This window comes from Pseudofrankia coriaricola, assembly GCF_032027725.1.
Classification (GTDB): Bacteria; Actinomycetota; Actinomycetes; order Frankiales; family Frankiaceae; genus Pseudofrankia.
This window is the reverse complement of sequence record NZ_JASNFO010000001.1, coordinates 10988-33765: the sequence shown is the minus strand read 5'-3', so window position 1 is coordinate 33765 and position 22778 is coordinate 10988. Positions and strand designations below refer to the sequence as shown.

The window sequence follows — 22778 nt, the reverse complement described above, 5'->3', positions numbered from 1 at the left end:
CGGCCTCGGCCGCGTCGCCGGTAACCTTCGTCCGATGTGCCCGCCGATCCCGACCGAGCCCCCGGACGCACCGCCCTATCCCGGCGGCGCGGCCCGCGTCCTCGGCGCGGCCGGGCCGGCCGGCGGCCGGGACGGCTCGGCGGTCGCCCGGGGCACGGCGCCGGGCTCGGCGGTCGCCCGGGGCACGGCGCCGGGCTCGGCGGTCGCCCGGGGCACGGCGCCGGGCGCGGCCGACGACGGGATGGCCCGCCGGTTGAAGGCGCTGGCGCTGACGGCGCCGCTGCATGACCTGGACGCGCGCAAGCGCCTGCTCGACGGCGCCGACTTCGCCGTCTACGCGATGGCGGAGCTGGCGCTGCACGCCATCGACCTGGTGACGGTCGCGATGGACTTCGACCGGGGCGCCAGCCACGACCAGGTGCTGCGCCGCCTCACCCCGCTCGCCGCCGCGCAGGCACCGCGGCGGCCCGCGGCCGAGCACGAGCGGGCCGCCCGCTGGGTGCTCGACAACCTGATCAACGTGGGCAGCGTCGACCGCGGCTTCGACACGGTCTACGGCACGTACCACCCGGACGGCCGCTACGAGCGGCGCAGGTTCGACTTCAAGCTGCTCGTCGAGCTCGCCGACCCTGCCGGCGAGATCTACCTGCGCGCCACCGACGAGGCCGTCACCGTGCTCGTCGGGGCGCTGGACACCGACGTCACCTCCGCCCAGGTCGCCGCCGAGGTGACGCTGGACAACCTGATCCGCCGTGGCCGGCTCTCCGACGCGCGCACGGCCGCCGAGGCGGCCCGCTACCGGACCGTGCAGTACGCCGAGCAGCTGCGCCGGAGCCTGGAAGGCACCCGGCGCGACGTGCTGTCCGTCGACTGGCTGCACACGCTGCCGGCGCTGGTCGACGAGGCGCTCGGCCACGTCGAGGCCCGGTACCGGCACGAGAACGCGATCCTCACCCACATCCGCCGCTACCGCGACTCGGCCGAGGACCCGGCGCACAAGCGGGCCGCGGCCGACCTCGTCACCATCGTCGCGGACTGCGTGCGCCGGCACACCCAGCTGCAGGCCCGCCTGCAGGAGGCGTTCGCGGTGTTCCGGGCGGAGCAGGACCGCCAGCAGTTCGCGGCTCCGGCGGCTGGCGGCGGGACCGGTGTCGACCTGTACACCCAGCTGCTCGCGCCGACGCTCGCCCGCCCGCTCGGCGAGGCGAGCCAGGTGGCCGCGGCCTTCTTCCCCGGTGCCGCCGGGGTCCGTCCGCCGCGCGCGCCGCGCCTGGCCGACCTGGTCGACGCGTTGCTGCGCCCGCCGGCCGAGCGCGACACCCTGGGCGCGCCGGTCCCGGAGGCCGAGCTGGTCGCCTGGGAGGAACCGCCCCGGTTCGGCGACGACGCGTGGGGGCTCGCGCTCGAGCTGCTCGACGAGATCGACCCGGACGCGCCGCGGCGGCTGTCCGGCCTGCTCGCCGAGGCCAGGGCCCGGGCGGGCAGCGAGGCCGTCGCCCTCGAGGTGGCCCAGCTGCTCGCCCTGCTCACGCTGCACGCCGTGAGCCCACGGCTCGCCGCGGTCGCGGACCTGCCTGGCCAGCCACACCGGCTCGGCGGGAAACCCGGACGCGTCGGCGACGCCGCGGCCAGCCACCCGGGTCCGGCTGACGGCGCCGAGGCGGCGGCCGGCGAGCGGCCGCTGCTCGCGGTCGACGACGGCACGCCGCTGGACGACCCCGAGTTCGCCGGCGCCGACCTGCTCGTCGGCCGCGTCACGGTCACCGACCGCCCCGGCCCAACCGAGGCCGAGGCCGAGGCCGCTGAGACCGAAGCCGCCGAGTCCGACGTTGCCGAGACCAAGGCCACCGGGACCGAATCCGCTGGGACCAGGGCTACCGGCGCCGGCACCGAGCCGGAGACCAGGACCGGCGAGGGCGGACAGGCCGCGCCCACCGCCACCACGACCGACCTGGTGGGTGCGCGGTGAACCTGCCCGTCGAGGCGGCCGAGGATGACGCCGGCACGGCCACACCGTCCTGGCGGGGCGGAGGCCCGCCGGTCGAGGCGGTGGCGCGGGACGCGGCGGAGCTGGTGGCGTTCGGGCTGCGGCCCCGGCTGGTGCCGGCGCGGGACGCGCGCTACCGCGAACTGGTCCGCCGCTACGTGCACGAGCCCGGCTTCGCGGCGCTGACGCACGCGGTCGCGGACGGGCTGGGCATCGTCGTCCTGGATGTCTCCGACCGGGCGGGGCTGGTCGCCGGCGGCACCGCGGATTCGGCCTTCACCGTGCGGATCAGCGACTACGCCCGGCGCGCCGGCGGCGAGCACCGCGCCGCCGACCGGATGCTGCACGCGCTGGCGCAGCTCGCGATCGCCGCGCTCGCGTTTCCCCGCCCGGCCGACCTCACCGACGACTCCTATGTCGGGCGGGTCAGCGTCGACGGGGTGGACGCGTTCGTCCGGGAGGCCGCCCGGCTGCTCGAGGCCGGGGCCAGCGGCTCCGCCGTCCCCGGCCCCGGCGACCCGCCGCCGGAGGACGAACCACGGCTGGAGGCGGCCTGGCGGCTCTACGCCCGCAGGCCGGCGACCGGGACGACCAGGGACTCGCGCAGGCTCTCCGGGTCGACGACCGGGATCATCGCCCGGGCCATGGGGTTCCTCGTCGAGTCGGGCTGTCTGGTCCAGGTCGGCGAGGAGGGCGGCGGCACGTTCCGCACCACCCCGCGCTACCAGGTGCAGGTCCGCGAGCTGGCCGCCGACGCGGCGATGGAGGAGCTGCTCGCGCTCGGCGTCGTCACCGTCGCCACCCCCGACGGCGGCCTGCGTGTCGTCCCGTCCGCTCCCGACCTCCTCGACGCCTGCGCGCCCGCGACCTCCGCGGATCCGGCGGGAACCCCGGCCGAGGGGCGCGCCGATGTATGAGCTGGCACGGGTGCGGTTGCACTCGATCGGGCCTCGGGGTGCCCGCTTCGGCGACGTGCTGCTCGACTTCTCCGGCGTCGGCGGGCCGGTGGCGGGGCCGCGTCAGGACTCGATGTTCGACCTCGTCTCCGCCCAGCCGGCGCCGCCGCCAGCGGCAGGCGGTGCCGGTGATCCGGGAGGCACGGGCCCGGACGCCGGCACGGAGACCGGTGCGGGGGCCAGCTCCGCCGCCACCACGGGTCTGACGGCCGGCGCACCAGGTAGCGGCCCGTCGGCTGACGCGGCGCCGGCCGGGTGGCAGCTGGGCGGGGAGCCGCCGGTGCGGCGGCGGGCGTCGCCGGCCACCGTGCTGTTCCTGGAGAACGGCGGCGGCAAGAGCGTGCTGATGAAGCTGATCTTCTCCGTCGTGCTGCCGGGGCGCCGGCACGTCGTCGGCACGTCCAACGGACGGGTGCTGGACAACTTCGTGCTGCCCAGGGACTGCGGCCAGGTGATCTGCGAGTGGCAGCACGCGGTGACCGGCGAGCGGGTCGTGACCGGCAAGGTGAGCGAGTGGCGCGGGCGTGGCCCGGCCGACGGCGGCCGGCTCGCCGACGCCTGGTATTCGTTCCGCCCGTCCGGCGGCCCTGGTGGCACAGACCTCACGACCCTCCCACTACGCCGCGACGGCCGGCTGGTGACGCTCGCCGGGTTCCGCGAGGCGATGACCCACGCGCACGCCGCCGACCCGGCGCTCGACCTGACCTGGGAGACTCATCAGGGCGCCTGGCTGGAGCACCTGGACGCCCTTGGCCTCGACCCGGAGCTGTTCCGCTACCAGCGCGCCATGAACGCCGGCGAGGGTGAGGCGGCGGAGGCGTTCGCGTTCACCACCGACGAGGGGTTCGTCGACTTCCTGCTGCGCGCGGTGACACCACCGGAGGACCCCGCCGGCGTGGCCGAGGTCGTCGACGGCTACGCGGCCAAGCTCGCCGAGCGGGCGGCGCTCGCCGCCGAGCGCGACTTCGTCGCGGGCGCGCTGGACCGGCTGTCCGTCCTCGTCGACACCCTGCGCGACCGGGACGTGGCCCAGGTGGGGCTGGACGCCGCCCGCGTCGAGATCGCCCGGCTCGCCGCGGGAGTGGACGGACGGCTGCGGGCCGGTGAGGCCGACCGCGCGGGGCTCACGGCCCAGCTCGCGGCGGCCGGCGACGCGGAGGCCACCGCCGAAGGGGGCCGGGCGCACGCCGGCGACCTGGTGGCCGCGCTGCGCCGCCGGCTCGCCGAGCTGCGCCTCGCCGACGCTCAGGCGGCCCGCGACGAGCTGGTCACCGCGGCGAAGGCGACGGCGACGGTGGTCGAGGGCTGGCGGGCGAGCGCGGACACGCTGCGGCTCGCGGCGGCGAGCGCCGAGGCGGCCCGGCTGACAACGCTGGTCACCGAGGCCCGTGACACCGCCGCGCCGGCGCTGGCCGACCGGGACTCCGCCGCCCGCGCGCTGGTCGCCGGGCTGCTGGCGGCCGCGGCTCGCGCCCGCGCCGCCGCCGACGAGGCCGAGCGGCGCGCGACCGGGCAGGACCAGGATGCCGAGACGGCGGCCGAGGCCGAGCGCCGCGCCCTCGACGAGGCCGCCACCGCCCGCGCCGGCGAACGCGCGGCCCGGGACCGGGTCGAGGCGGCCGCGACCGCGCTGGCCGCCGCGGCCGCCGGCGGCCTGCTCCCCGGCACCGCCAGGACCGCTGCCGACGTCGACAGTGCGGGCAGCGGCGCCGGCGCCGGATCGTGGTCGGTGGGCGACCCTCCAGACACGACAGCCGACCACGCTTCGTCTCTGCCGGACCGACCGTGGTCGCTCGGCGTGTCCGGGGACACGGCCATCGGCCACGCATCGTTGGGCGAGGCCGCGGCGGACGCGGCCGACGCGGCTCGCGCCGCGGCAACGGCGGTCCAGGAGGCTCTCGCGGAGGTCGGCCGGCTGGACCGGGAGCGCACCGCGACGGCCGAGGCGAGCCGGCGGGCCGAGCGGGCCGGCGACGCCGCCCAGGCGAGGGCCGCGGCGCTCACCGACCAGGTCGCGGCTGCCGACGACGACGCCGCGGCCGTCACCGCCGACGGCAGGATCGCCGCCCTGCTCGGCCTCGCGGCGGCGGCCCCCGCCGCCGCGGCGGGACTGGACAGGGTGGCCGAGGAGGCCCTCGCGGCGCTGCGGGCCGCCGTGGCGGCGGGCGAGCGGCGCAGGCTGGAGCTGACCGTCGAGTCCGACGCGGACCGTCGGGTGCTCGCCGCGCTCGGCGACGACGACCTTCGCCCGGCCCGGCCCGAGGTGCTCGCGGTGTGCGCGGCGCTGACCGGGGCCGGGATCGCGGCCGAGCCCGGCTGGGCGTACCTGGCGCGCGCGGTGCCCGTCGCCGACCGCGAGGCCGTGTGGCGCGGGCGTCCCGACGTCGCCGACGGGGTAGTCGTCACCGCGCGGGACCCGGACGGCGCGGGCGCCACGCTCGCGCGCGCCCGCGAGGTCCTCCTCGCCGCCCGCCTTCTCCCCAACGCGGCCGTCACCGTCGCCACGCCGGCCGCGTTCGCCGCTCCCCGCGGCGCGGCCGCCGCCCGCGGCGCGGCCGGCCTTGGCACCGCGGCTGGTCTTGGTACCGCGGCCGGCCCTGACGACGTGGCCGGCCCCGCCGAGGGCGCGGAGCGCGTGAGCCGCGCCAGCGACGGACCGGCGTCTGACGGGCTGGTGTTCGTCGTGCCGCCGAACCCGGCACTGTACGACACGGACGCGGCCGCCACAGAGCGGTCCGCGACCCAGCGGCGCCAGGACGACCGGGCCCGGCTCACGGCCGAGCTCTCCGCGAGGGTCGAGGCGGACAGGGCATTGACGGCCGCGCTCATGGGCTGGCGGCGCACCTGCCCACCGGGCCGGGTCGCGGCGCTGGCCGCGAAGCTCGCCGCCGCCCGGGACGCCGCGGCCGACGCCGCGAGCGCGCTCGCCGGGACGACGGCGCGGGCCGAGGAGGCCCGGGCCGCGGCGGACGGGGCGTTCGCCGCCGTCGAGTCGCTGCGCGCGGCCGAGCAGCGCGCCGTGGCCAGGGCCGGCGAGCTCGACCGGCTGGCCCGCGCGATCGGCAGCCCGGTCGAGGACCTCGCCCACGCGGACGAGCTGGCCGCGACCGCCGCGCGGCTGGCCGCGGCGGCCGAGGCGCACCGCGCCGCCGCCACCACCGCCCGCCGCGCCGGCGCCGAGGCGCGCCGCGAGGCGGACGGCGCCCGCCGCACCGCGGACGCGGCCCGAGCCGAGGCCGCCGAGGTCATCGGCGCGGGCGCGGAGGTCGACAGTGCCGCCGAGACCGGGAGCGGCCCGGGAGCCGGCGGCGGTCAAGGCCATGGTGGCGTGCCGGGCGCAGGCGGAGGTGACGAGGCGCCGCGGGTCGCGGTGGCGGTGCTGCGGGCCCGCTACGAGGCGGCGACCCGGACGTACCAGCAGGTCGCCGTCGGCGCCGACCTGACCGCCGCGCTGGAGCTGGCCCGCCGGGAGGAGGCCGCGGCCCGGGCCGCTCTGGATGCGCTCACGCCCGAGGTCCGGCGGGCCGCGCGCGAGCTGCTGGACGGGCCCGACGGCGCCGACGCGGCCTCGCGCGCCGCGGCCGCCGCCACGGCCGGGCGGCGCGCCGAGGCACTGACCGCCGAGCTGGACGAGATGCGGGAGCGGGTCGGCGGCCTGCGCGAGGAGGTCCGCGCCACCAGTGAGGAGGCGCGTCGCCGACGCGCTGGCCCGCTGACCGGCGACCAGGTGCCCGCCGACGCACGGCACGCCGAGGAACTGCTGGGACGGGCGTTCGCCGCCGTCCGCGCCGCCGAGACGGAGCTCGGGCGCGCCAGGGCGGGGCGTGAGCGGCTCGGGGTGCTCGCCAGTCAGCACGACGGCACGCTCGCCGCGTTCCGCGCCGTCGCCGACACGCTCACCGAGGCGATCGCCGACACCGCGAACGCCCCGGACCGGCCGGCGGACCTCCCGGCGGATCAGCCAGCTCGGATTCGCCGGTCTGGCGAGAACCCCGGCGACGACGTCGCGACCGCGGGCGGCGCGGCGGCCGGTGGTACGGGCGCCGGCGGGCCGGCCGGGGCCGCCACGTTCGGAGGTGGTCCCGAGGAGGCCCGTTCCGCGGCGCGGTCGGCCCGCGACAGCTGGCGGGCGGCGACCGCGCGGCTCGCGACGGCCGCCGCCGCCGTGCGCGCCGCGGCGGACGCCGTCGCCGCCTGGGCCGGGCAGGATCGGTTCGAGGGCGTCCGGGCGCCCGCCCGCCGCCAGATGGTCCGCGCCGGGCGCGAGGCGGTCGCGGCGAACGCCGTCGCCTGGGCCGACGCGCTGGCACCCCGGCTGCGCAGCCTCGACGACGACCTCGCGCACATCGGCCGCAACCGGGCGGCGATCGTGGCCCGGCTGGAGGGCATGGTCCGTGCCGCGCTCGGCACGCTGCGCGCCGCGCAGCGGCTGTCCCGGCTGCCCGACCAGCTCGGCGACTGGTCCGGCCAGGAGTTTCTGCGGATCTCGTTCGCGGATCCCGAGGCGGCGACGCTCGCCGACGCGCTCGGCGACGTCGTCGACGCCGCGGCCGCGCAGGGCCGGCCCGCGGCGGCCGGGCAAGGTGGGCCCGCGGCGGCGGTGCCGGGAGGCCAGGCGGCCGGCGCAGGCGCCGCCGCCGGTGGCGGCCGGGCGCCGATGGCACGGCTGGACGGGATGGCGCTGCTCCTGCGCGGGGTGCGCGCCGCCCTCCCGCGCGGCGTGCGGGTCGAGGTGCTCAAGCCGGACGCGGTGCTGCGCACCGAGCGGGTCCGGGTGTCCGAGCTTGGCGACGTGTTCTCCGGCGGCCAGCAGCTCACCGCGGCCATCATCCTTTACTGCACGATGGCGGCGCTGCGCGCCAACGACAGGGGCCAGCTGCGCACCCCGCACGCCGGCGTGCTGTTCCTCGACAACCCGATCGGCCGCGCCTCCGCCGGCTACCTGCTCGACCTGCAGCTTGCCGTCGCCGACCGGCTCGGTGTCCAGCTCGTCTACACCACCGGCCTGTTCGACACGGCCGCCCTGGCCGCCTTCCCGCTGGTGATCAGGCTACGGAACGATGCCGACCTGCGCGCCGGCCTGAAATACCTCCGCGTCGAGGAACATCTGCGCCGCGGCCTGCCGGCCGCCGGCGGCCGCCCGGATGCCGCCACCGGCGTCCTCACCGCGACCCGTGTCTACCGCCGCCCCGCCTGACCACGTCGAGTGGACTTCCACGGTTGGCCCGGCGTGGTCTGGATACAGGCCCGATCAACGCTCGCGTCCAGACGCCAACATGGATTTGTTGAGTTGGTGTCTTGTGCAACCCACCGGTAGATGCCACTATCGAAAAAGTACCGCCCGGTACCCCCCGAGCCGGGCGGTACGCAAACTTGCCCTACTCGCCGGCCCTTTCGGCCGACAGTCCGCAGCCCGCAATGTCGTTCCGGGGCTGCCCCCGGAGCCCCGGCGCAGACGAGGCTCCGGCCCCCTTCGGCTCGTTGTCGCCTCACGATGACGTGGCGCGCAGCCTTTTCATCGCCGCTGGGCGGCGACGTCGGCCTCTCCCGTTTCTCGTCGCTTGACCGCGGCGTCGTTCCACTTGTTTGTAGCCGCCGACGGCGTTGGCGAAGTTGCGTTCACAACTTCTTGGCTCACCACCTTCAGTGACGTCGGGTCGCGGTCACTCTTGGGCGTGGCGCAAGTTCAGCATTACAACGCGAGTGCCGGTTTAACTCTCGGGCGGAAGGGTACACAACAGCGCGCCTCAGGTTGGGAGCGGAATCCGAACGCCGTCGGCTCCGCTTTGACGTCACGCTTGGGACCGGTCACCGTTCGGCACCCGAAGTCGATGCCCAGGTGCATTCCGCCGCCCCATCGCGCTGTTCCGGGTAACGAATACGCTTCTTGAACGTCACAGGCGCTGGCACGCTGTCGCGAGGCCGCCCGCGGTTACGCACCCGCCACCCGCGCGACGCCCGGGCAACGAGCGGCGTACGGTGCCCGGATCCCGCGATGCCCGGATCCCGCGATGCTGGGAACGTGCCGTGCCGGGAGCGTGCGGTGCCAGCGCCGCGGCAGCAAGGGTCTACCCCATCCACGATCATTCATGATCGCCGCGGCCGTGTTGTCACCGTCGCGATCTGGCCCGACCCACGACTACGACGACACGGTGGCGATGATCTATCAGTCGTGTACTGGCGGGCGAACGTTGGCGGGCGGCACCGGGCGCGGCGCTAGGAGCACTCGGCGACGGTCAGGGAGCCCTGCTTGGTGGCCACGCGGTTGTTGAGGTCCTTGACGGTCACCGTGTAGGCGAGGGTGCCTGCGGTCGCGGAGGGGCCCAGCTGGGCGGTCCAGGTGGACCTGTCGTCGGTGGTGGAGCCGAGCTGGAGCGCGACCGTCGCGGTGGCGCCGTTCGGGGCGGTTGTCGCGACGGTGCCGCCGGACATGCCGACCGGGTCCTGGACCTCGACGGTCAGGGTGCCGGTCGCCGGGGCCTGGTCGGTGGCACAGGCCTGGGCGCGCAGCGACGACGGCGCGGCGGCGGCGGAAAGAATCCTCGGCCCGGCGGTGACGACGGCCGTCACGTGGATCGTCCCGCCGCCGGTCCCCGAGACCGGGGCGACGGTGATCGGGATGTCGAGCTGGCCCACCGGCGCGGCCGAACGGTCCAGGCTGATGACCAGCTGGGTGCGGTAGCCCGGGTCGAGGCGGGTCGCACGCGGTGTCGCGTCCAGGTAGGACGGCGCGCCGCCGGTCCGGATCGTGAAGGCCTCGGTACCCGTGTTGGTGAGGTCGACGGTGTCGGTGGAGTCGACCTGTCCGAGGCTGACGGACGTCCGCCCCAGGGTGAGCACGGGACCGGTGCTCCGGGGCCCGGCGGGGGTGGCGACAAGCGTCGACGCCGGGCGCGAGGCCGTGGGTGGCGGCGGGACCGGGGGCCCGGTGGGCAGCAGCCCGAGGACCGTGCCCGGCGCGGGGCTGGCGCTCACGCTGTTCGGCCCCGCCCCAGCGCCCGTCGACGAAGGGCCGGCGACCGTGACACGGTTGGTGTCATCCGTCGGCCGGCTGACAGGCGCCGAGCCACCGCTCGAGGTACCGGCCATCTTCGGACCGCTGCCGCTGAGCAGCGCGTAGCCGATGAGGACGCCGACCACCGTGAGGGCGACGACGGAGCCGGCCACGATCCGGCCCCACCGGATCGGCAGGATCCGCCCCGACCGACCCCACGGAGATCGGTGCCGCCCGGCCGGCGCCGACGGGGGCGGCGGGGGCGGCTCCTCAGGGCGCGGCGCCCGCCGCGCGTAGGCGTCGGGGGCGCGGCTTCCCTCGGCATTGCCGCGCCGGCTGAGACTCTCGCCGCGTTGCCGCTCCTCCGCCGCACGTTGCTCCATCTCCGCCGAGCCTAGGGCTGAGAGCAGGTATCCGTGGACGGTTTGCTCGTTTCTGTGACGACCGTCCACATGATGACGAACCGGATGGCGACCGCCCAGACGGCGACCGTCCGCCGCGGCCGACAGCCGGGCACGGGGCGCCTGCCGGCGGACGCACCGGCGTGTCCGGCACCTGGAGACAGAGATCGCGGGCAGGGCCGGAGCACGAGAGTTCCCGCCCGGCGGGCGATCTAGGTGCATCCGAGGCGAGTCCGTGGCAGCCTTGCAAGACCCGATATCGATCGATCGGGACAGGATCTGGTGACCTCCGGAGGCGCGAGGCTCGCCCACCTCCGTCGGCCCAGCGCATCGCCGCGCGTGCCCGCCCGCGTCCGTCGCGACCCGGCGGCCCGGAGCCGCGTCGCGAGGGAAGGAGCCCCATGCCCGCACCGGGCTACACGATGGAGGTCGAACTCGGCAAGATCCGCGAGTTCGCCAGGGCGACCAAGTCGCGCAACCCCGACTACCTGACGGCCGAGCGGCCGGTCTCGCCGGCCACCTTCCTGATGACCTCCGCGTTCTGGTCCGACGGCGCTGGTGTGCCATGGGACGACGTCGAAGGGTACGAGGAGATCGACCTGGGGCGCGTGCTGCACGGCGGCCAGGAGTTCGTCTTCCACGGCGAACCGCCGCGCGCGGGCATCCGGCTGGTCGGCCGGGCCAAGATCGCCGCCGACTATGTCAAGGAGGGCCGCCGTGGCGGCACGATGCGGTTCATCGAGGTCGTCAACGAGTTCCGCACGCCCGATGGCCGCCTGGTCGCCGAGGCGAAGAACACCGTGATCGTCACGAGTCAGGCGCCGAAGGCGGCCAACGCGGCCGACGGCGGGAAGGACGACGCCCGATGACCACGACCGTCGACCTCGGCACCGGCGAGGCCAGCGCTCCGGTGCTCGGCCCGAGACCGGCCTGGGAGGACCTGGCGGTGGGCCTCGGCCCCGCGCCGCTCATCGACCAGCCGCTCACCCGCACGGACTTCGTCCGCTACCAGGGCGCGTCCGGCGATATGAACCCCATCCACCACGACGAGGAGTTCGCACAGGCGGCCGGGTTCCCGACCGTGTTCGCCGTCGGGATGCTGCAGGCCGGCGTGCTGGGCACCTACGTGACGGACTGCTTCGGCGCGGCGAACCTTCGCCGGTACGGCGTCCAGTTCCGCGAGCAGGCCTGGCCGGGCGACGTGCTCACCTACCGCGCCACCGTGACCGGGTTGCGCGAGGAGGCCGGCCAGCGCCTCGTCGACCTGGACCTGCTCGTCACCCGCCAGACCGGCGGCACCCACATCAAAGGCCAGGCCACCTTCGTCGTCCCGCACTGATCCGGTCCCGCTGCCACGGGATCTCCGGGAGACCAGCGCACGCCAGCCTCCCGGAGATCCCGTCCGCGGCTAGTGACCGCGCATCGGCGCTGCTGTCAACGCACCCACCCGACCGGCCCCGAACCACCTGAGCCACCGCCACACACCCCGGCCCGTAACCAGCCCGTCGGGCGCGGAGCGTCCCGGACCTCCCAGATCGGCTCCGCAAGCTCCGCCGATCCGGCAGGGACCCCGAGGCGGCGCCCGGCGGCGGGCGCGGAGCGTCCGCCGCCGGACCGCCTCAGGAGCCGGCCTGGGCCAGCAGGCCTCGGGCGATGACGATCTGCTGGATCTGGCTGGTGCCCTCATAAATCCGGAACAGCCGGGCGTCGCGGTAGAAACGCTCCACCGGGACGCCGCGGATGTAGCCGGAACCGCCGTGGATCTGCACCGCCCGATCGGCGATCCGCCCGACCGCCTCTGAGGCGAAGTACTTGGCGCAGGACGGTCCGATCCGCTTGTCGCTGCCGTCGTCGAACTTGGCGGCGACGTCGGCGACCAGCGCGCGGGCGGCGTAGAGGTCGGTCGCCGAGTCGGCGATCAGGCCCTGGATCAGCTGGTAGGTGCCGATCACCGCGCCGCCCTGCTCCCGGCTGGCCGCGTACGAGACGGACTCGTCGACCAGCCGCTGGGACATGCCGACGCACAGCGCGGCGATGTGGATCCGGCCGTGCGCGAGGCAGCGCATCGCGGTCGCGTAGCCCCGCCCGACGCCGTCCTCCCCGCCGATGAGCGCCGACGGCCGCACCCGCACGTTGTCGAGGTAGACGTCGGCGGTCCAGGCACCCGCCTGGCCCATCTTGTGGTCGCGCGGGCCGACGGACAGGCCGGCGGTGTCCTTCTCGACCATGAACGTGGTGATGCCCCGGCTGGACGAGGCGTGCGGGTCGGTGCGGGCGAAGACCATGAAGACGTCGGCGAGCGGCGCGTTGGTGATGAACCGCTTGGACCCGTTGATCACCCAGTCGTCGCCGTCGCGGACGGCGGTGGTGGCCAGGCCGGACGGGTCGGAGCCGGCGCCCTGCTCGGTCAGCGCGAACGACGCGGTCCACTCCCCCGAGGCGATCTTCGGCAGCCAGGTCTTTTTCTGCTCCTCGGTCGCGCCCTCGAGCAGCACATGACCGGCGATCCCGTTGTTCGTCCCGAACATCGACCGGAACGCCGGCGTCGTGTAGCCGAGCTCGGAGACAAGCCGGGCCTCCTCGCTCATCGACAGACCGAGCCCGCCGTAGAGCTCCGGAATCGCGAACCCGAACAGTCCCATCTCGGCGGCCTCGGCCCGCAGCGCCGCCGGTATCTCGTCGGTCTCCTCTATCTCCTGCTCCAGCGGCACGACCCGTTCGCGAACGAACCGTCGCACCGAGGCCAGTACCTCGGTGAAGTCACTCTCCTGCACGGCACCCGTCCGTATCTGCTCGCGGTCCAGCATCGGTACGGCACTGCTCCCCCGTCGATCCCTGCTGGCGCAAGAATCGGCGGGACCCCGCGCTCTGGGGCGAACCAAGAGCACCGCCGGTTGGGGCCACGGCACGCGCCGTCATCCATCCTGCCCACCCGGACGCCTTGGCGCACACCGGACGGGACCGGACGACGGAGCTCACCGCCCGTTCGCTGGCTCGTGACGGGCAGGCGCGACACGATGACGTCCGGCTCCCCACCCGGCTTCGGCGGCGCAAGGTCGGCGGGGACGGCGCGCGCCGCTCGACGCGGGAGAACGGCTCTGGAGTCGGGCTGGCCGCGCCGTTCCGCGCCGCGGCTGGCGGGGCTGGCACGGTGGCCCGGCCGGCGGGCCGGCGGGCCGGCGGGCTCGCCGGTGCGCGGGTAGCGGTTGGGTGGGCGAGGTCTGGCGGTACCTGACCTCCTCGGCCGTTGGGCGTATAGGAAGTCAGACGGGCGTGGTTCGTCCCGCGCACAGACGAGATCGACAGAGCAGCACAGAACGGAACTCGACACGTGACAAGAGGAGTCCGGGCATGAGCGGGATCTGCGAGGGGCGCGTCGTCGTCATCACCGGCGCGGGTGGCGGCATCGGCCGGGAGCACGCGCTCGCGTTCGCCGCCGAGGGCGCGAAGGTCGTCGTCAACGACCTCGGCGGCGCCCGGGACGGCACCGGTGCCTCGGCCGGCCCGGCGCAGTCCGTCGCCGCCGAGATCGTCGCGGGGGGCGGCGAGGCGGTCGCGAACACCGAGGACATCTCGACCTGGGACGGCTCCAAGAGCCTCGTCGACCAGGCCATCGACACCTTCGGCCGGCTGGACGTCGTCGTGAACAACGCCGGCATCCTGCGCGACCGGATGCTGGTGAACATGACCGAGGCCGAGTGGGACGCGGTCATCAAGGTGCACCTGAAGGGCACCTTCGGCGTGGCGCACCACGCCGCCGCCTACTGGCGGGACCGGTCCAAGGCCGGCGAGACCAACGACGCCCGCATCATCAACACCTCGTCGCCGTCGGGCATCTTCGGCAACGTCGGCCAGACGAACTACGGCGCCGCGAAGGCCGGCATCGCCGCGTTCACCGTCATCGCCGCTACGGAGCTGGGCCGCTACGGGGTCACCGTCAACGCGATCGCCCCGACCGCGCTCACCCGGATGACCGAGGACCTCGGCTTCGTCAAGAAGCAGGAAGAGGACCTCAAGGAGCAGTCCCAGGCGGAGGCCGACTGGAACCCGCTGGGACCGGAGAACATCTCCCCGCTGGTCGTCTGGCTTGGCTCGCCGCAGTCGAACGGCGTCACCGGCCGGGTGTTCTCCGTCGCCGGCGGCTTCATCAGCGTCACCGAAGGCTGGGTGAACGGCCCGTCGGTGAACCGCGAGGGCAAGTGGGAGCCGGGCGAGCTGGGCGAGGTCATCCCCGACCTGGTCGCGAAGGCCGCCGCGAACGCCGACATGCTGGGCAACCGGCCGTCCGCCTGACGCCCGGAGCCTCGGGGCGCGGGAGGCACGCCCGGATCGGCGGCCGGCCGGGCTCAGCCGGCCGGCCGGCGCTGAGCAGTGGGCGACACCCGCGCCCCTCCAGGTCATCCACGTCATCCGGCACAGCGCCAGCCCGATCTCACCTACCGTGTCATGGCAAGCACGGATTGCGATCACGACTGATGGCATTTCACACTGGATCAGTGCGACTCCACCCCGAGCCGTACGCCAGGTCCATCCACACTCAGGAGGACAGCCATGAGCCGAGACATGCGATCCACGCTCGCGACCGTCGACCAGGACCAGCTCGCCTGGCACAAGAGTTCCGCCAGCCCCTATCGCGTCGACTGCGTCGAGGCGGCCCCCGTCCACGGCGGCATGCTGCTGCGCGACTCCACCGACCCGAAGGGCCCGGTCCTCGCCTTCAGCAACTCCGAATGGGACGCGTTCCTCACCGGCGTCCGCGGGGGCGAGTTCGACCCGAGCTGACCTATCCGTGAGACCGCCCCGGAGATCACCACGGCCTTCGGGGCCACCCGGAGACGGCAACCCGCTGGCCCGTCTCGCCGCAGACGGGCCGGCTCAGCCGGACAGGCTGGTGGCTACCTTCCTGGGCGGGCGGATGTCACAACGTCAGCCGTCAGGCCCTCGGCTGCCGTGTCGCCCGGTAGCGGACGCAGCCACCGGGCCGCGGGGTCGGCGTCGACGAGCAGGGCCTTGGCCAGCAGAGTCATCGGAACCGCCAGCAGCGCCCCGAGCGGCCCCGGCGCGCCGGCTGACTCGGTAAACCCGGGCTCGACCGGGAGCGCCCGCACATCTACCGCATTTCGCCGACAATCGGGCGAGAGTCCCATTCTTGTCGATCGCCTCAACCGGTCAAGAGGGAGTGTATTCGCCGTTTTCTTCTGCGGGGCACCCGGTTCTGGGACCATCAGGACGTGTGGGGAGAGACTGGTCCGCCAACGGGTGACCCGGCGCGGATCTTTCTCAGCGTGGCGGGGCCGGACGAACGGTGGGGCAGGTGGCTGGACCACGTGCTGCGCAGCGCCGGCCACGAGGTCGCCTTCTACCGGCGCTCGTTCCCGCTCGGGGCGAACTTCGTCGACCAGATAAACGCCGCGCTCGCCCGCGCCGACCGAATGATCGCGGTGATCTCGCCGTCCTACCTCGACCGCTCGTCCTGGGTGCGGGAGGAGTGGCAGGCCGGGATGCGGATCGCGCACGACCGGGACGGTTTCCTCCTGCCGGTGCTCGTGGAGCCGTGCGAACTTCCGCCGCTTCTCGGCACGATCAACATGATCGTGCTGGCCGGTCTTGACCAGGCCGCGGCCGCGCAGGCGGTGCTGCGGGGGCTGCTGGAGCCGCATACCGGCCCGCCCGAGCCGGGTCACGAACCGCCCTTCCCCGGCTACGACCTCGCCCCGCCCGCTCCGACGCTGAGGCTCCCGGCCACCGGCGCCGCCATGGCCCTCCCAGCCCCGGCGCCGGGGCCGTCGCCGACATCCGGCACCCCGGCGCCGGACCGCCCCGATCTGGCGCTCCTCACGGACGACGGCGTCGTGTCTCTGCCAGGGCCAGCCGGTCCGCCTCTCCCACCACCGGCGCCGCCGGGCCTGCCGCGACCGTCGTTGCCGCCCGCCCCGCGGGCGTCGATGCCGCCCGCGCTCGCGCGGCGGACAACCGTGGGGCCGGGGCCGGCGCCGGCGCCGTCGTCCCAGCGGCCACCGGCCGCGCCCGCCGCGCCCGCGGCCTGGACCCGCCCACCGCCGTCACGCTCCACCGTCGGCGGGCCCGCCACCTCGCCGGCGGCCTCCGGGCCGGCCGAGCACACGGAGGCGCGCGGCGGCGAGCGGGCGTCGATCACGCTCCTGCACCTGCCCGCCCTGGCCGTGCCGCCACGTCCCGGCCACGCGCCGGACACCGGCCAGGACCCGTACGGCGCGGCGCTCCTTGACGATCTCGCGGCGCTCGCCGCCAACCCCGGGATCACTCCGGACCTGGTGGTCGTCACCGGGGTCGCGGTGGAAGGTCGACGCGGAGAATACGAGCAGGCGGGGCCACGGCTCGCGGGACTGGCCGAGCGGCTGGGCCTGCCCGTTCACCGGATCGCCCTGGTGCCCGGCCGCGGCGACGTGAGCGCCGCCGCGGCCCGCGCCTACTTCGCCGCCTGCGAGGACGAGGAGATCGAGCCGACGCCGCCGTACTGGCGCAAGTGGCGGCACTTCGTCGACTTCCACGCGGGCTTCTACCGCGAGCTGGACGACCGGACGTTCGCCGTAGGGCAGGAGTGGACCCTCTACCCGATGCCGGACCTGCGGCTCGTCGTCGTGGGGCTGAACTCGACGATGACGATGAGCCACCGGTCGGCGGACGACCGGGGCGAGGTCGGCCAGGCGCAGGCTCGCTGGTTCGCCGACCGGCTCGCCGGCTACGAACGCGCCGGCTGGTTCCGGGTCGCCATCGGCCACCACCCGCCGCTCGCGGCCGACCGGGTGCACTCGGCGAAGGCGGCGGACGCCGACGGCGCCGACCTGATCCTCGGCGGCCATCTCAACGTCCTGCTCGCCGCGCACGGGCATGGCGCGCCGGCGCCGAACAGGCCGTTGCCAGCGGCGCCGGCCCGGCTGCCGCGCTCCGGAACAGCACTGATCAGCGCGCACCCGCCGCACCCCGTGCCGACCGCCGAGGCCGCCGTCCGCTACCAGCTCGTCCGGGTCAGCCGCAGCGAGGTGACCAGGCTGGACCGCCGCTTCTCCCGCCGCGCCGGCGCCTGGCGGCCCGCCGACGAGGTCGGCCCCGGAGGAACAGTCACCTATCGGACCCGCTGGGAACACGCCGCGGCGACGTTCCCCCGCCCGACTCGGCGGCAACCGGCCGCCGACGGCGAAATCTCCTCCGGTCACCCGCCGGGCGGCGGCCGCCGAAGCACCGGTGAACGCGGGGTGGGTGGCCCGCCTACCAACGAAGACGCGCGCGGCACCCGGCGCGGCGAGACGTTCGCCGACCGAGTCGCGGAGATCGCCGAGCTCTCGTCCCCCGGCGCGACGGTCACCCGCATCTCACCCGTCGGCGTCACGCCCGAGTACCTGCGGGTCACCGTGCCGCACGGGCCGGTGTTCGAGCAGCGGCCGGTCGGGATCGCCGAGGAGGGCGTCGACGAGGGCGCCGTCGACCGGTTCGTCGAGCACGTGCACCACCAGTACGCGGCGACCGACCCGCAGCTGACCTCGGACCTCGTCTACGGGGGCCCGCTGCCGGCGCCGGACGAGCTGGTCCGCCATGCCGCCGTACGCGGCGTGCGGCTGCGCAGCTTCGTCGAGTACCAGGGCCTGCTGGACCTGCGCGGCTACCTGCGCCGCCAGAGCGAACGGCTGGCGGCCGACCGGCTCTACCCGCCCGCGCTCTACCTGCCGCAGCGGTTCCGCCTGATCGAAGGCGGCCCAGGCAGCTCCGACCCGGGCACGGCGGATGGCACGATGTCCGGCGGGACGCCGCGCCGCGGCCCGGCCGGCCACGACGGCGGGGACCTGCTCGGGCAGATCGTCGACTGGCTGACGGCGGACTCGGCGCGGTTCGTGCTGATCCTGGGTGACTTCGGCCGGGGCAAGACGTTCTGCCTGCACGAACTGGCCCGCACCCTCCCCCAGGTCAGGCCGCACCTGATCCCGCTGCTGATCGACCTGCGCACGATGGAGAAGGCGCACAGTGTGGACGAGCTGGTCGCGGCCCATCTGGTCGCCTCGGGCGAGCAGCGGGTCGACGTGTCGGTGCTCCGGTACATGCTGCGCCGCGGCCGGCTGGTACTGCTGTTCGACGGGTTCGACGAACTCGCGTTGCGGGTCACCTACGAGACCGCGGCCGAGCACCTCAGCCGGCTGCTCGACGCCGTCGAGGGCCAGGCGAAGATCGTCGTGTCCAGCCGGACCCAGCACTTCCTCTCCCACGGGCAGGTCCGCGGCGCGCTCGGCGCCCGGGTCGAGCTGCTGCCCGCGAGCCGGATCGCCGAGGTGGGCGACTTCACCGAGCAGCAGATCGAGGAGTTCCTCGTCCGGCTGCACCACGGCGACGCGGCGCGGGCCCGTGAGCGCCTCAAGCTGATCCACGACATCCGCGACCTGCTCGGGCTGTCGCACAACCCGCGCATGCTGGGCTTCATCGCGTCGCTGGACACCGACCGGCTGCGCGCCGTCCAGGCCAGGACCGGAATGATCAGTTCGGCGGACCTGTACGGCGAGCTGATCGGCGAGTGGCTCCGCCACGAGGAACAGCGGGCCCGCCCGCCGGGCGCCGGGCCGACGCTCACGGCGGACGAGCGCCGGGAGGCCGTCACCGCGCTCGCGCTGCGGCTGTGGCGCACCACTGATCAGATGATCAACCTCTCGGAGCTGGCCGCGACGACCAGCGCGACCCTCGACGCGATGACGGACCGGGCCGACGCCGGCCAGCTCGATTCCGGGCAGGCCGCGCACATGGTCGGCTCGGGCAGCCTCCTGGTGCGCGCCGAGGACGGTGGCTTCACCTTCATCCATCAGTCGGTGATGGAGTACCTGGTCGCCGCCGCCGCCGCGGGCGGCCTGACCGCCGGGACCGCTCCCGACCCGACCGGCGGCGAGGACGTGCTGGCCGCGCGGGCGATGTCCCCGCTCATGGTCGATTTCGTCCGCGGCGTCTCCGGCGACGACGCGGTGGCGGCCTGGGCGCGCCGCGTGCTCGCCGACCCGGACTCCGGGCAGGCGGCCAGGGCGAACGCCCTCACGATCGCGCGGCGGGCCGACCCGACGGTGGCCCGCGGCGCGCGGCTCGCCGGAGCCCATCTGGAGGGTGCCGACCTGGCCGGCCTCGACCTGACCGGCGCGGACCTGAGGGGCGCCAACCTCACCGACGCGAACCTCGACGACACCGCCCTCGACGGCGCGGACCTCACCCACGCACGGTTGACCGGCGTCCGCGCCCGCGGCCTGCGGCTGACGGGCGCGAACCTCACCGACGCCGACCTGAGCCGGGCCCGCCTCGCCGACACCGACCTGACCGACACCGTCCTCACCGGCAGCCGCTGGGCACGCGCCGCGCTGCTCGGCGCCACCCCGCCGGACCGGTCGCGGGCGGACCCCGAGCTCGCCGCCGCCGCCGTGCCCGGCCGTGACCCCGTCGACGTCATCATCGACGCGGGCGTCCGGCTGACGCTGGCGATCTCGCCGGCGCACGACCTGATCGCCTATGGAAGCGGCCATCATGTCGCCCTCTCGGACCTCGCCGACGGCCGGCCGCTCGCCGTACTGCGGGGTCATGGCGAGTGGATCCGCTCGGTCGCCTTCTCCGCCGACGGCTCTCTGCTCGCGGCCGGAGACATCGCGGGCAGCGTTCGGATCTGGGACGTCACCGGGGCCGAGGAACTCGCCACCTTCGACGGGCTCGCCTCCCGGGTGCGGTCGCTCGCTTTCTCCCCGGAGGGCCGGCTGCTGGCCGCCGGCTGCTGGGACGGCGAGGTGTACGTCTGGGACCTCACCGTCCGGGAGAGGATCGCGACGTTGCGCCGGTCTCGGGATCGGGTCAAGGCGCTCTGCTTCTCGCCGGACGGGACCCTGTTGGCCTACGGCGACCAGGTCCACCTGTGGGACGTGCGTGCCCGCCGCGACGCCGGTGCGCTCGGCGCACCGGACCAGCGCGCCCGGGCATCGCGGTTCTCGCCCGACGGCCGGCTTCTGGCCTGGATCGACGACGGCGAGAACACGACGCGGGTCTGGAGCCTCGCTACCGGCGGTGAGCTGGCCCGGCTGCCCGGCGACACTCACCTCGCCCGCACCCTGGCGTTCAACGCGACCAGCTCCCTGCTCGCGGTCGGCGCCGCCGACGGAACGATCCGCGTGTGGGACCCGCGTACAGGTGGCCTGCGCGCGACGCTGCGGGAACGCACCGGCTGGCTGGCCGCGCTGGATTTCGTCGACGCCGACGGCGAGACGCTGATCGCCGGCAGCGCGGACGGAACGGTTCGGCTGTGGAAGGTCGCCGACGGATCCCCGCCGGGCCGGACGTTGCTGGCCAGCCACACCACCGACGTGGTCTCGACCGTGTTCGTACCGGACCAGCCGCTGGTCGCCTCGGCCAACGAGGACGGTTCCCTGCGGCTCTGGGACACCCGGACCGCACGGCAGGTCCACGTCGGCTCGGGTGAGCGCGCCTGGACCTATGGCATGGACGTGACCGATGACGCGACGCTGCTGGCCGCCAGCGGCGAGGACGGCCTGGTGCGGATCTTCGACCTCGCCGCCGCCCGGTCGGGCGACGGCCCGCCGGACCTGGACACTCCGGCACGCAAACTGAACACGAGGCGAGCCCCGGCGAACGCGGTCGCTTTCTCCCCGGACACCACACTGCTCGCCGTGGGGCATCCAGACGGCACGGTCGGCCTGTGGAACCCCTGGACCGGCCGGCCGACCGCCACGTTGCGAGCCGACGGCCTGCGGGTGCTCTCGGTGGCGTTCTCGCCGGATGGCGAGCGACTCGCGGCCGGCACCGACGCCGGCACCGTCCACCTCTGGGACGCGATACCGGATCCTGGCCCGTCGGGCGGGTCGGGGACCGCTCCCGCCGCGCGCCGGCTTGGCAACCGCGCCGACCAGGTGAACGCGGTGGCGTTCTCACCCGACGGCCAGCTTCTGGCGAGCGCGTTCGGATCGGGCACGGTCCGGATCTGGGACGCGGCGAGCGGCGAGCTGCGCCATCGGCTGGTGGGCCACACCGGTCGGGTCAGGACGGTCGCCTTCTCGCCCGACGGCCGGCTGGTCGCGTCTGGCGGCGAGGACGGCATCATCCGCGTCTGGGACACCGATTCTGGCGCTGAGACCCGCCGGCTGGCCGGGCATACCGAGGTGATCCGGTCGCTGGCGTTCGCCCCGGGCCGCGCGGCCATGGCGGAGCGTCCCGTGGCGAACGGTCCCCCAGGCCCCGAGGCCAGTGCGGGGGACATGCTGGTATCCGGCGGCGGCGATGGCACCACGCGGCTGTGGGACGTCGCGGCCGGGCGTGAGATGGCCACGCTCCTCGGGCTGTCGGGCGCCCACTGGGCGGCGTTGTTCCCCGACGGCGCGTACAAGAGCTCCGAGGAACGGACCGCCGAGGGTGGGAGCGGATTCTCGTGGTCGATCAGGCTCTGCCGTTTCGACCCGGACGAGCTGACCCCATATCTGCCGTGGATCCGCCGGCTCCCTCTCGACGCGCCGATTCCCCCGGCGCCCTGACGCGGCGATGGCGGTCGCGGCGGCCCCACCAGACCCACCAGTCGAGGGTCCACAGGACGAGGGCGAAGCCGAACAGCAGGTCCTCGACGGGAGCGCACACGACCCGCGGGCCGAGGATCGTGGCGGAGTCGTAGCGCACGATGCCGAACCCGGTGAGGATCCCGTTCGTCACCAGCTGGCAGACAACGATGATCGCGTAGGCGACCCAGAACGCCCGCCGCCGCACCAGCCGCACCCGGAACACGAGCGCGTCCGCCAGCACGGCGGCCAGCACACCGGTGCACGCGAGCGCCGTGTAGCTCATCCGGCCCCCGGTTCCCGTCCTCGCCAGCGCCCGCCACGGCTCCACCGATCACGATCACGTCCCGTCGCATGATCACCGGATGTGTACCCGGATCCGAGCTCCGACTCCCGGTCTGTTCGGATTCCGGTACAGACCCGCCGATCATGCGATGGCGGCCGCGGCGCGACGGCTGACTCGGGTGGCCCGGGTGGCCCGGGTGGCCCGGGTGGGCTGGGGGGGCCGGGTTCGGGCGGCGGGGGCTCGTCGCCGACGGACCAGTCACGGCGGCGGGCGCGGACGGCCTCCAGGGTGAGGACCGCGCAGATCGGCACGACGACGAAGAACAGCACCTCCTCCAGCGGGATCCCGCCCGGCAGCCGCACCCCGGTGATGCCGCGCGCGTCGAACGTCCACTGGCCGCGCGCGATCGCGTACAGGTCCCAGCCGACGAAGACGACCAGCACCGGGACGAGGGTGCGCACCAGCCGGCGCCACCGGGCGTAGACCCGGGTGCGCAGGAACACCTCCAGCGGCGCGGTTCCGAGCAGGCAGGCCGCGAGGACCGCGAGGTAGCCGAGGTGGCGCACCAGAACCGACCGGACGCTGCGAGGCTGGGCGGGCGCCGG

The 22778-nt window shown here is 75.2% G+C and carries 13 protein-coding genes; 8 read left to right on the top strand and 5 right to left on the bottom strand.

Annotation, left to right across the window (positions count from 1 at the left end; all coding sequences use genetic code 11):
- Nucleotides 1-34: 34 nt before the first annotated feature.
- From QOZ89_RS00110 to QOZ89_RS00100, 3 genes are read left to right on the top strand one after another with little or no spacing between them, the layout of a single operon-like run.
- Complete coding sequence (locus QOZ89_RS00110) at nt 35-1969, top strand: hypothetical protein (protein WP_312622608.1); 1935 nt, start codon at nt 35-37, stop codon at nt 1967-1969.
- Complete coding sequence (locus QOZ89_RS00105) at nt 1966-2904, top strand: hypothetical protein (protein WP_397428644.1); 939 nt, start codon at nt 1966-1968, stop codon at nt 2902-2904. The genes QOZ89_RS00110 and QOZ89_RS00105 overlap by 4 nt, the downstream gene beginning before the upstream one ends.
- Complete coding sequence (locus QOZ89_RS00100; RefSeq protein ID WP_312622606.1) at nt 2897-8140, top strand: hypothetical protein; 5244 nt, start codon at nt 2897-2899, stop codon at nt 8138-8140. The genes QOZ89_RS00105 and QOZ89_RS00100 overlap by 8 nt, the downstream gene beginning before the upstream one ends.
- A gap of 1019 nt (nt 8141-9159) precedes the next feature.
- Here the strand turns inward: QOZ89_RS00100 and QOZ89_RS00095 are convergent.
- Entirely contained in the window at nt 9160-10320 is a 1161-nt protein-coding gene (locus QOZ89_RS00095; RefSeq protein ID WP_312622604.1) for a hypothetical protein, read from the bottom strand.
- Between the two features lie 419 nt (nt 10321-10739).
- Here QOZ89_RS00095 and QOZ89_RS00090 point away from each other — a divergent pair, with 419 nt between their 5' ends.
- Together QOZ89_RS00090 and QOZ89_RS00085 are read left to right on the top strand one after the other, a co-directional pair.
- A complete protein-coding gene (locus QOZ89_RS00090; protein WP_312622602.1) occupies nt 10740-11207 on the top strand; it encodes an FAS1-like dehydratase domain-containing protein in 468 nt (155 codons plus the stop codon).
- On the top strand, nt 11204-11677 hold the full coding sequence (locus QOZ89_RS00085) for a MaoC/PaaZ C-terminal domain-containing protein (protein ID WP_198543262.1): 474 nt from the start codon (nt 11204-11206) through the stop codon (nt 11675-11677). The genes QOZ89_RS00090 and QOZ89_RS00085 overlap by 4 nt, the downstream gene beginning before the upstream one ends.
- Nucleotides 11678-11957: 280 nt before the next feature.
- Here the strand turns inward: QOZ89_RS00085 and QOZ89_RS00080 are convergent, their stop codons facing one another.
- On the bottom strand, nt 11958-13145 hold the full coding sequence (locus QOZ89_RS00080) for an acyl-CoA dehydrogenase family protein (protein ID WP_116271536.1): 1188 nt from the start codon (nt 13143-13145) through the stop codon (nt 11958-11960).
- A 544-nt stretch (nt 13146-13689) separates the two neighbouring features.
- On the opposite strand from QOZ89_RS00080, the gene QOZ89_RS00075 reads away from it, so the two are divergent.
- Nucleotides 13690-14631 (top strand): SDR family oxidoreductase, encoded by a 942-nt coding sequence (locus tag QOZ89_RS00075; RefSeq protein ID WP_071049180.1) that lies wholly within the window; start codon nt 13690-13692, stop codon nt 14629-14631.
- Nucleotides 14632-14889: 258 nt separating this feature from the next.
- Complete coding sequence (locus QOZ89_RS00070; RefSeq protein WP_071049178.1) at nt 14890-15120, top strand: DUF397 domain-containing protein; 231 nt, start codon at nt 14890-14892, stop codon at nt 15118-15120.
- Between the two features lie 113 nt (nt 15121-15233).
- Here QOZ89_RS00070 and QOZ89_RS00065 read toward each other — a convergent pair whose 3' ends face one another.
- Complete coding sequence (locus QOZ89_RS00065) at nt 15234-15446, bottom strand: hypothetical protein (protein WP_071049176.1); 213 nt, start codon at nt 15444-15446, stop codon at nt 15234-15236.
- 177 nt (nt 15447-15623) lie between these two features.
- Here QOZ89_RS00065 and QOZ89_RS00060 point away from each other — a divergent pair, with 177 nt between their 5' ends.
- Nucleotides 15624-21869: a WD40 domain-containing protein gene (locus QOZ89_RS00060; RefSeq protein ID WP_312622596.1), complete on the top strand. Its 6246-nt coding sequence runs from the start codon at nt 15624-15626 to the stop codon at nt 21867-21869.
- On the opposite strand, the gene QOZ89_RS00055 is transcribed toward QOZ89_RS00060, so the two are convergent.
- Both QOZ89_RS00055 and QOZ89_RS48160 read right to left on the bottom strand, forming a co-directional pair.
- The gene (locus tag QOZ89_RS00055; protein WP_083418704.1) at nt 21775-22173 is read right to left on the bottom strand and encodes a lycopene cyclase domain-containing protein; all 399 of its coding nucleotides are present in this window, start codon (nt 22171-22173) and stop codon (nt 21775-21777) included. The two genes, QOZ89_RS00060 and QOZ89_RS00055, sit on opposite strands and share 95 nt — an antisense overlap.
- Entirely contained in the window at nt 22170-22739 is a 570-nt protein-coding gene (locus QOZ89_RS48160; protein WP_312622594.1) for a lycopene cyclase domain-containing protein, read from the bottom strand. Before QOZ89_RS48160 ends, QOZ89_RS00055 begins: the two co-directional genes overlap by 4 nt.
- Between the last annotated feature and the right edge of the window lie 39 nt (nt 22740-22778).

What these genes read in the sequence shown, in the direction of transcription:
- QOZ89_RS00110 (WP_312622608.1), top strand. Translation starts at nt 35, where the DNA reads ATGTGCCCGCCGATCCCGACCGAGCCCCCGGACGCACCGCCCTATCCC.
- QOZ89_RS00100 (WP_312622606.1), top strand. Translation starts at nt 2,897, where the DNA reads ATGTATGAGCTGGCACGGGTGCGGTTGCACTCGATCGGGCCTCGGGGT.
- QOZ89_RS00095 (WP_312622604.1), bottom strand. Translation starts at nt 10,320, where the DNA reads ATGGAGCAACGTGCGGCGGAGGAGCGGCAACGCGGCGAGAGTCTCAGC.
- QOZ89_RS00090 (WP_312622602.1), top strand. Translation starts at nt 10,740, where the DNA reads ATGCCCGCACCGGGCTACACGATGGAGGTCGAACTCGGCAAGATCCGC.
- QOZ89_RS00085 (WP_198543262.1), top strand. Translation starts at nt 11,204, where the DNA reads ATGACCACGACCGTCGACCTCGGCACCGGCGAGGCCAGCGCTCCGGTG.
- QOZ89_RS00080 (WP_116271536.1), bottom strand. Translation starts at nt 13,145, where the DNA reads ATGCTGGACCGCGAGCAGATACGGACGGGTGCCGTGCAGGAGAGTGAC.
- QOZ89_RS00075 (WP_071049180.1), top strand. Translation starts at nt 13,690, where the DNA reads ATGAGCGGGATCTGCGAGGGGCGCGTCGTCGTCATCACCGGCGCGGGT.
- QOZ89_RS00070 (WP_071049178.1), top strand. Translation starts at nt 14,890, where the DNA reads ATGAGCCGAGACATGCGATCCACGCTCGCGACCGTCGACCAGGACCAG.
- QOZ89_RS00055 (WP_083418704.1), bottom strand. Translation starts at nt 22,173, where the DNA reads ATGAGCTACACGGCGCTCGCGTGCACCGGTGTGCTGGCCGCCGTGCTG.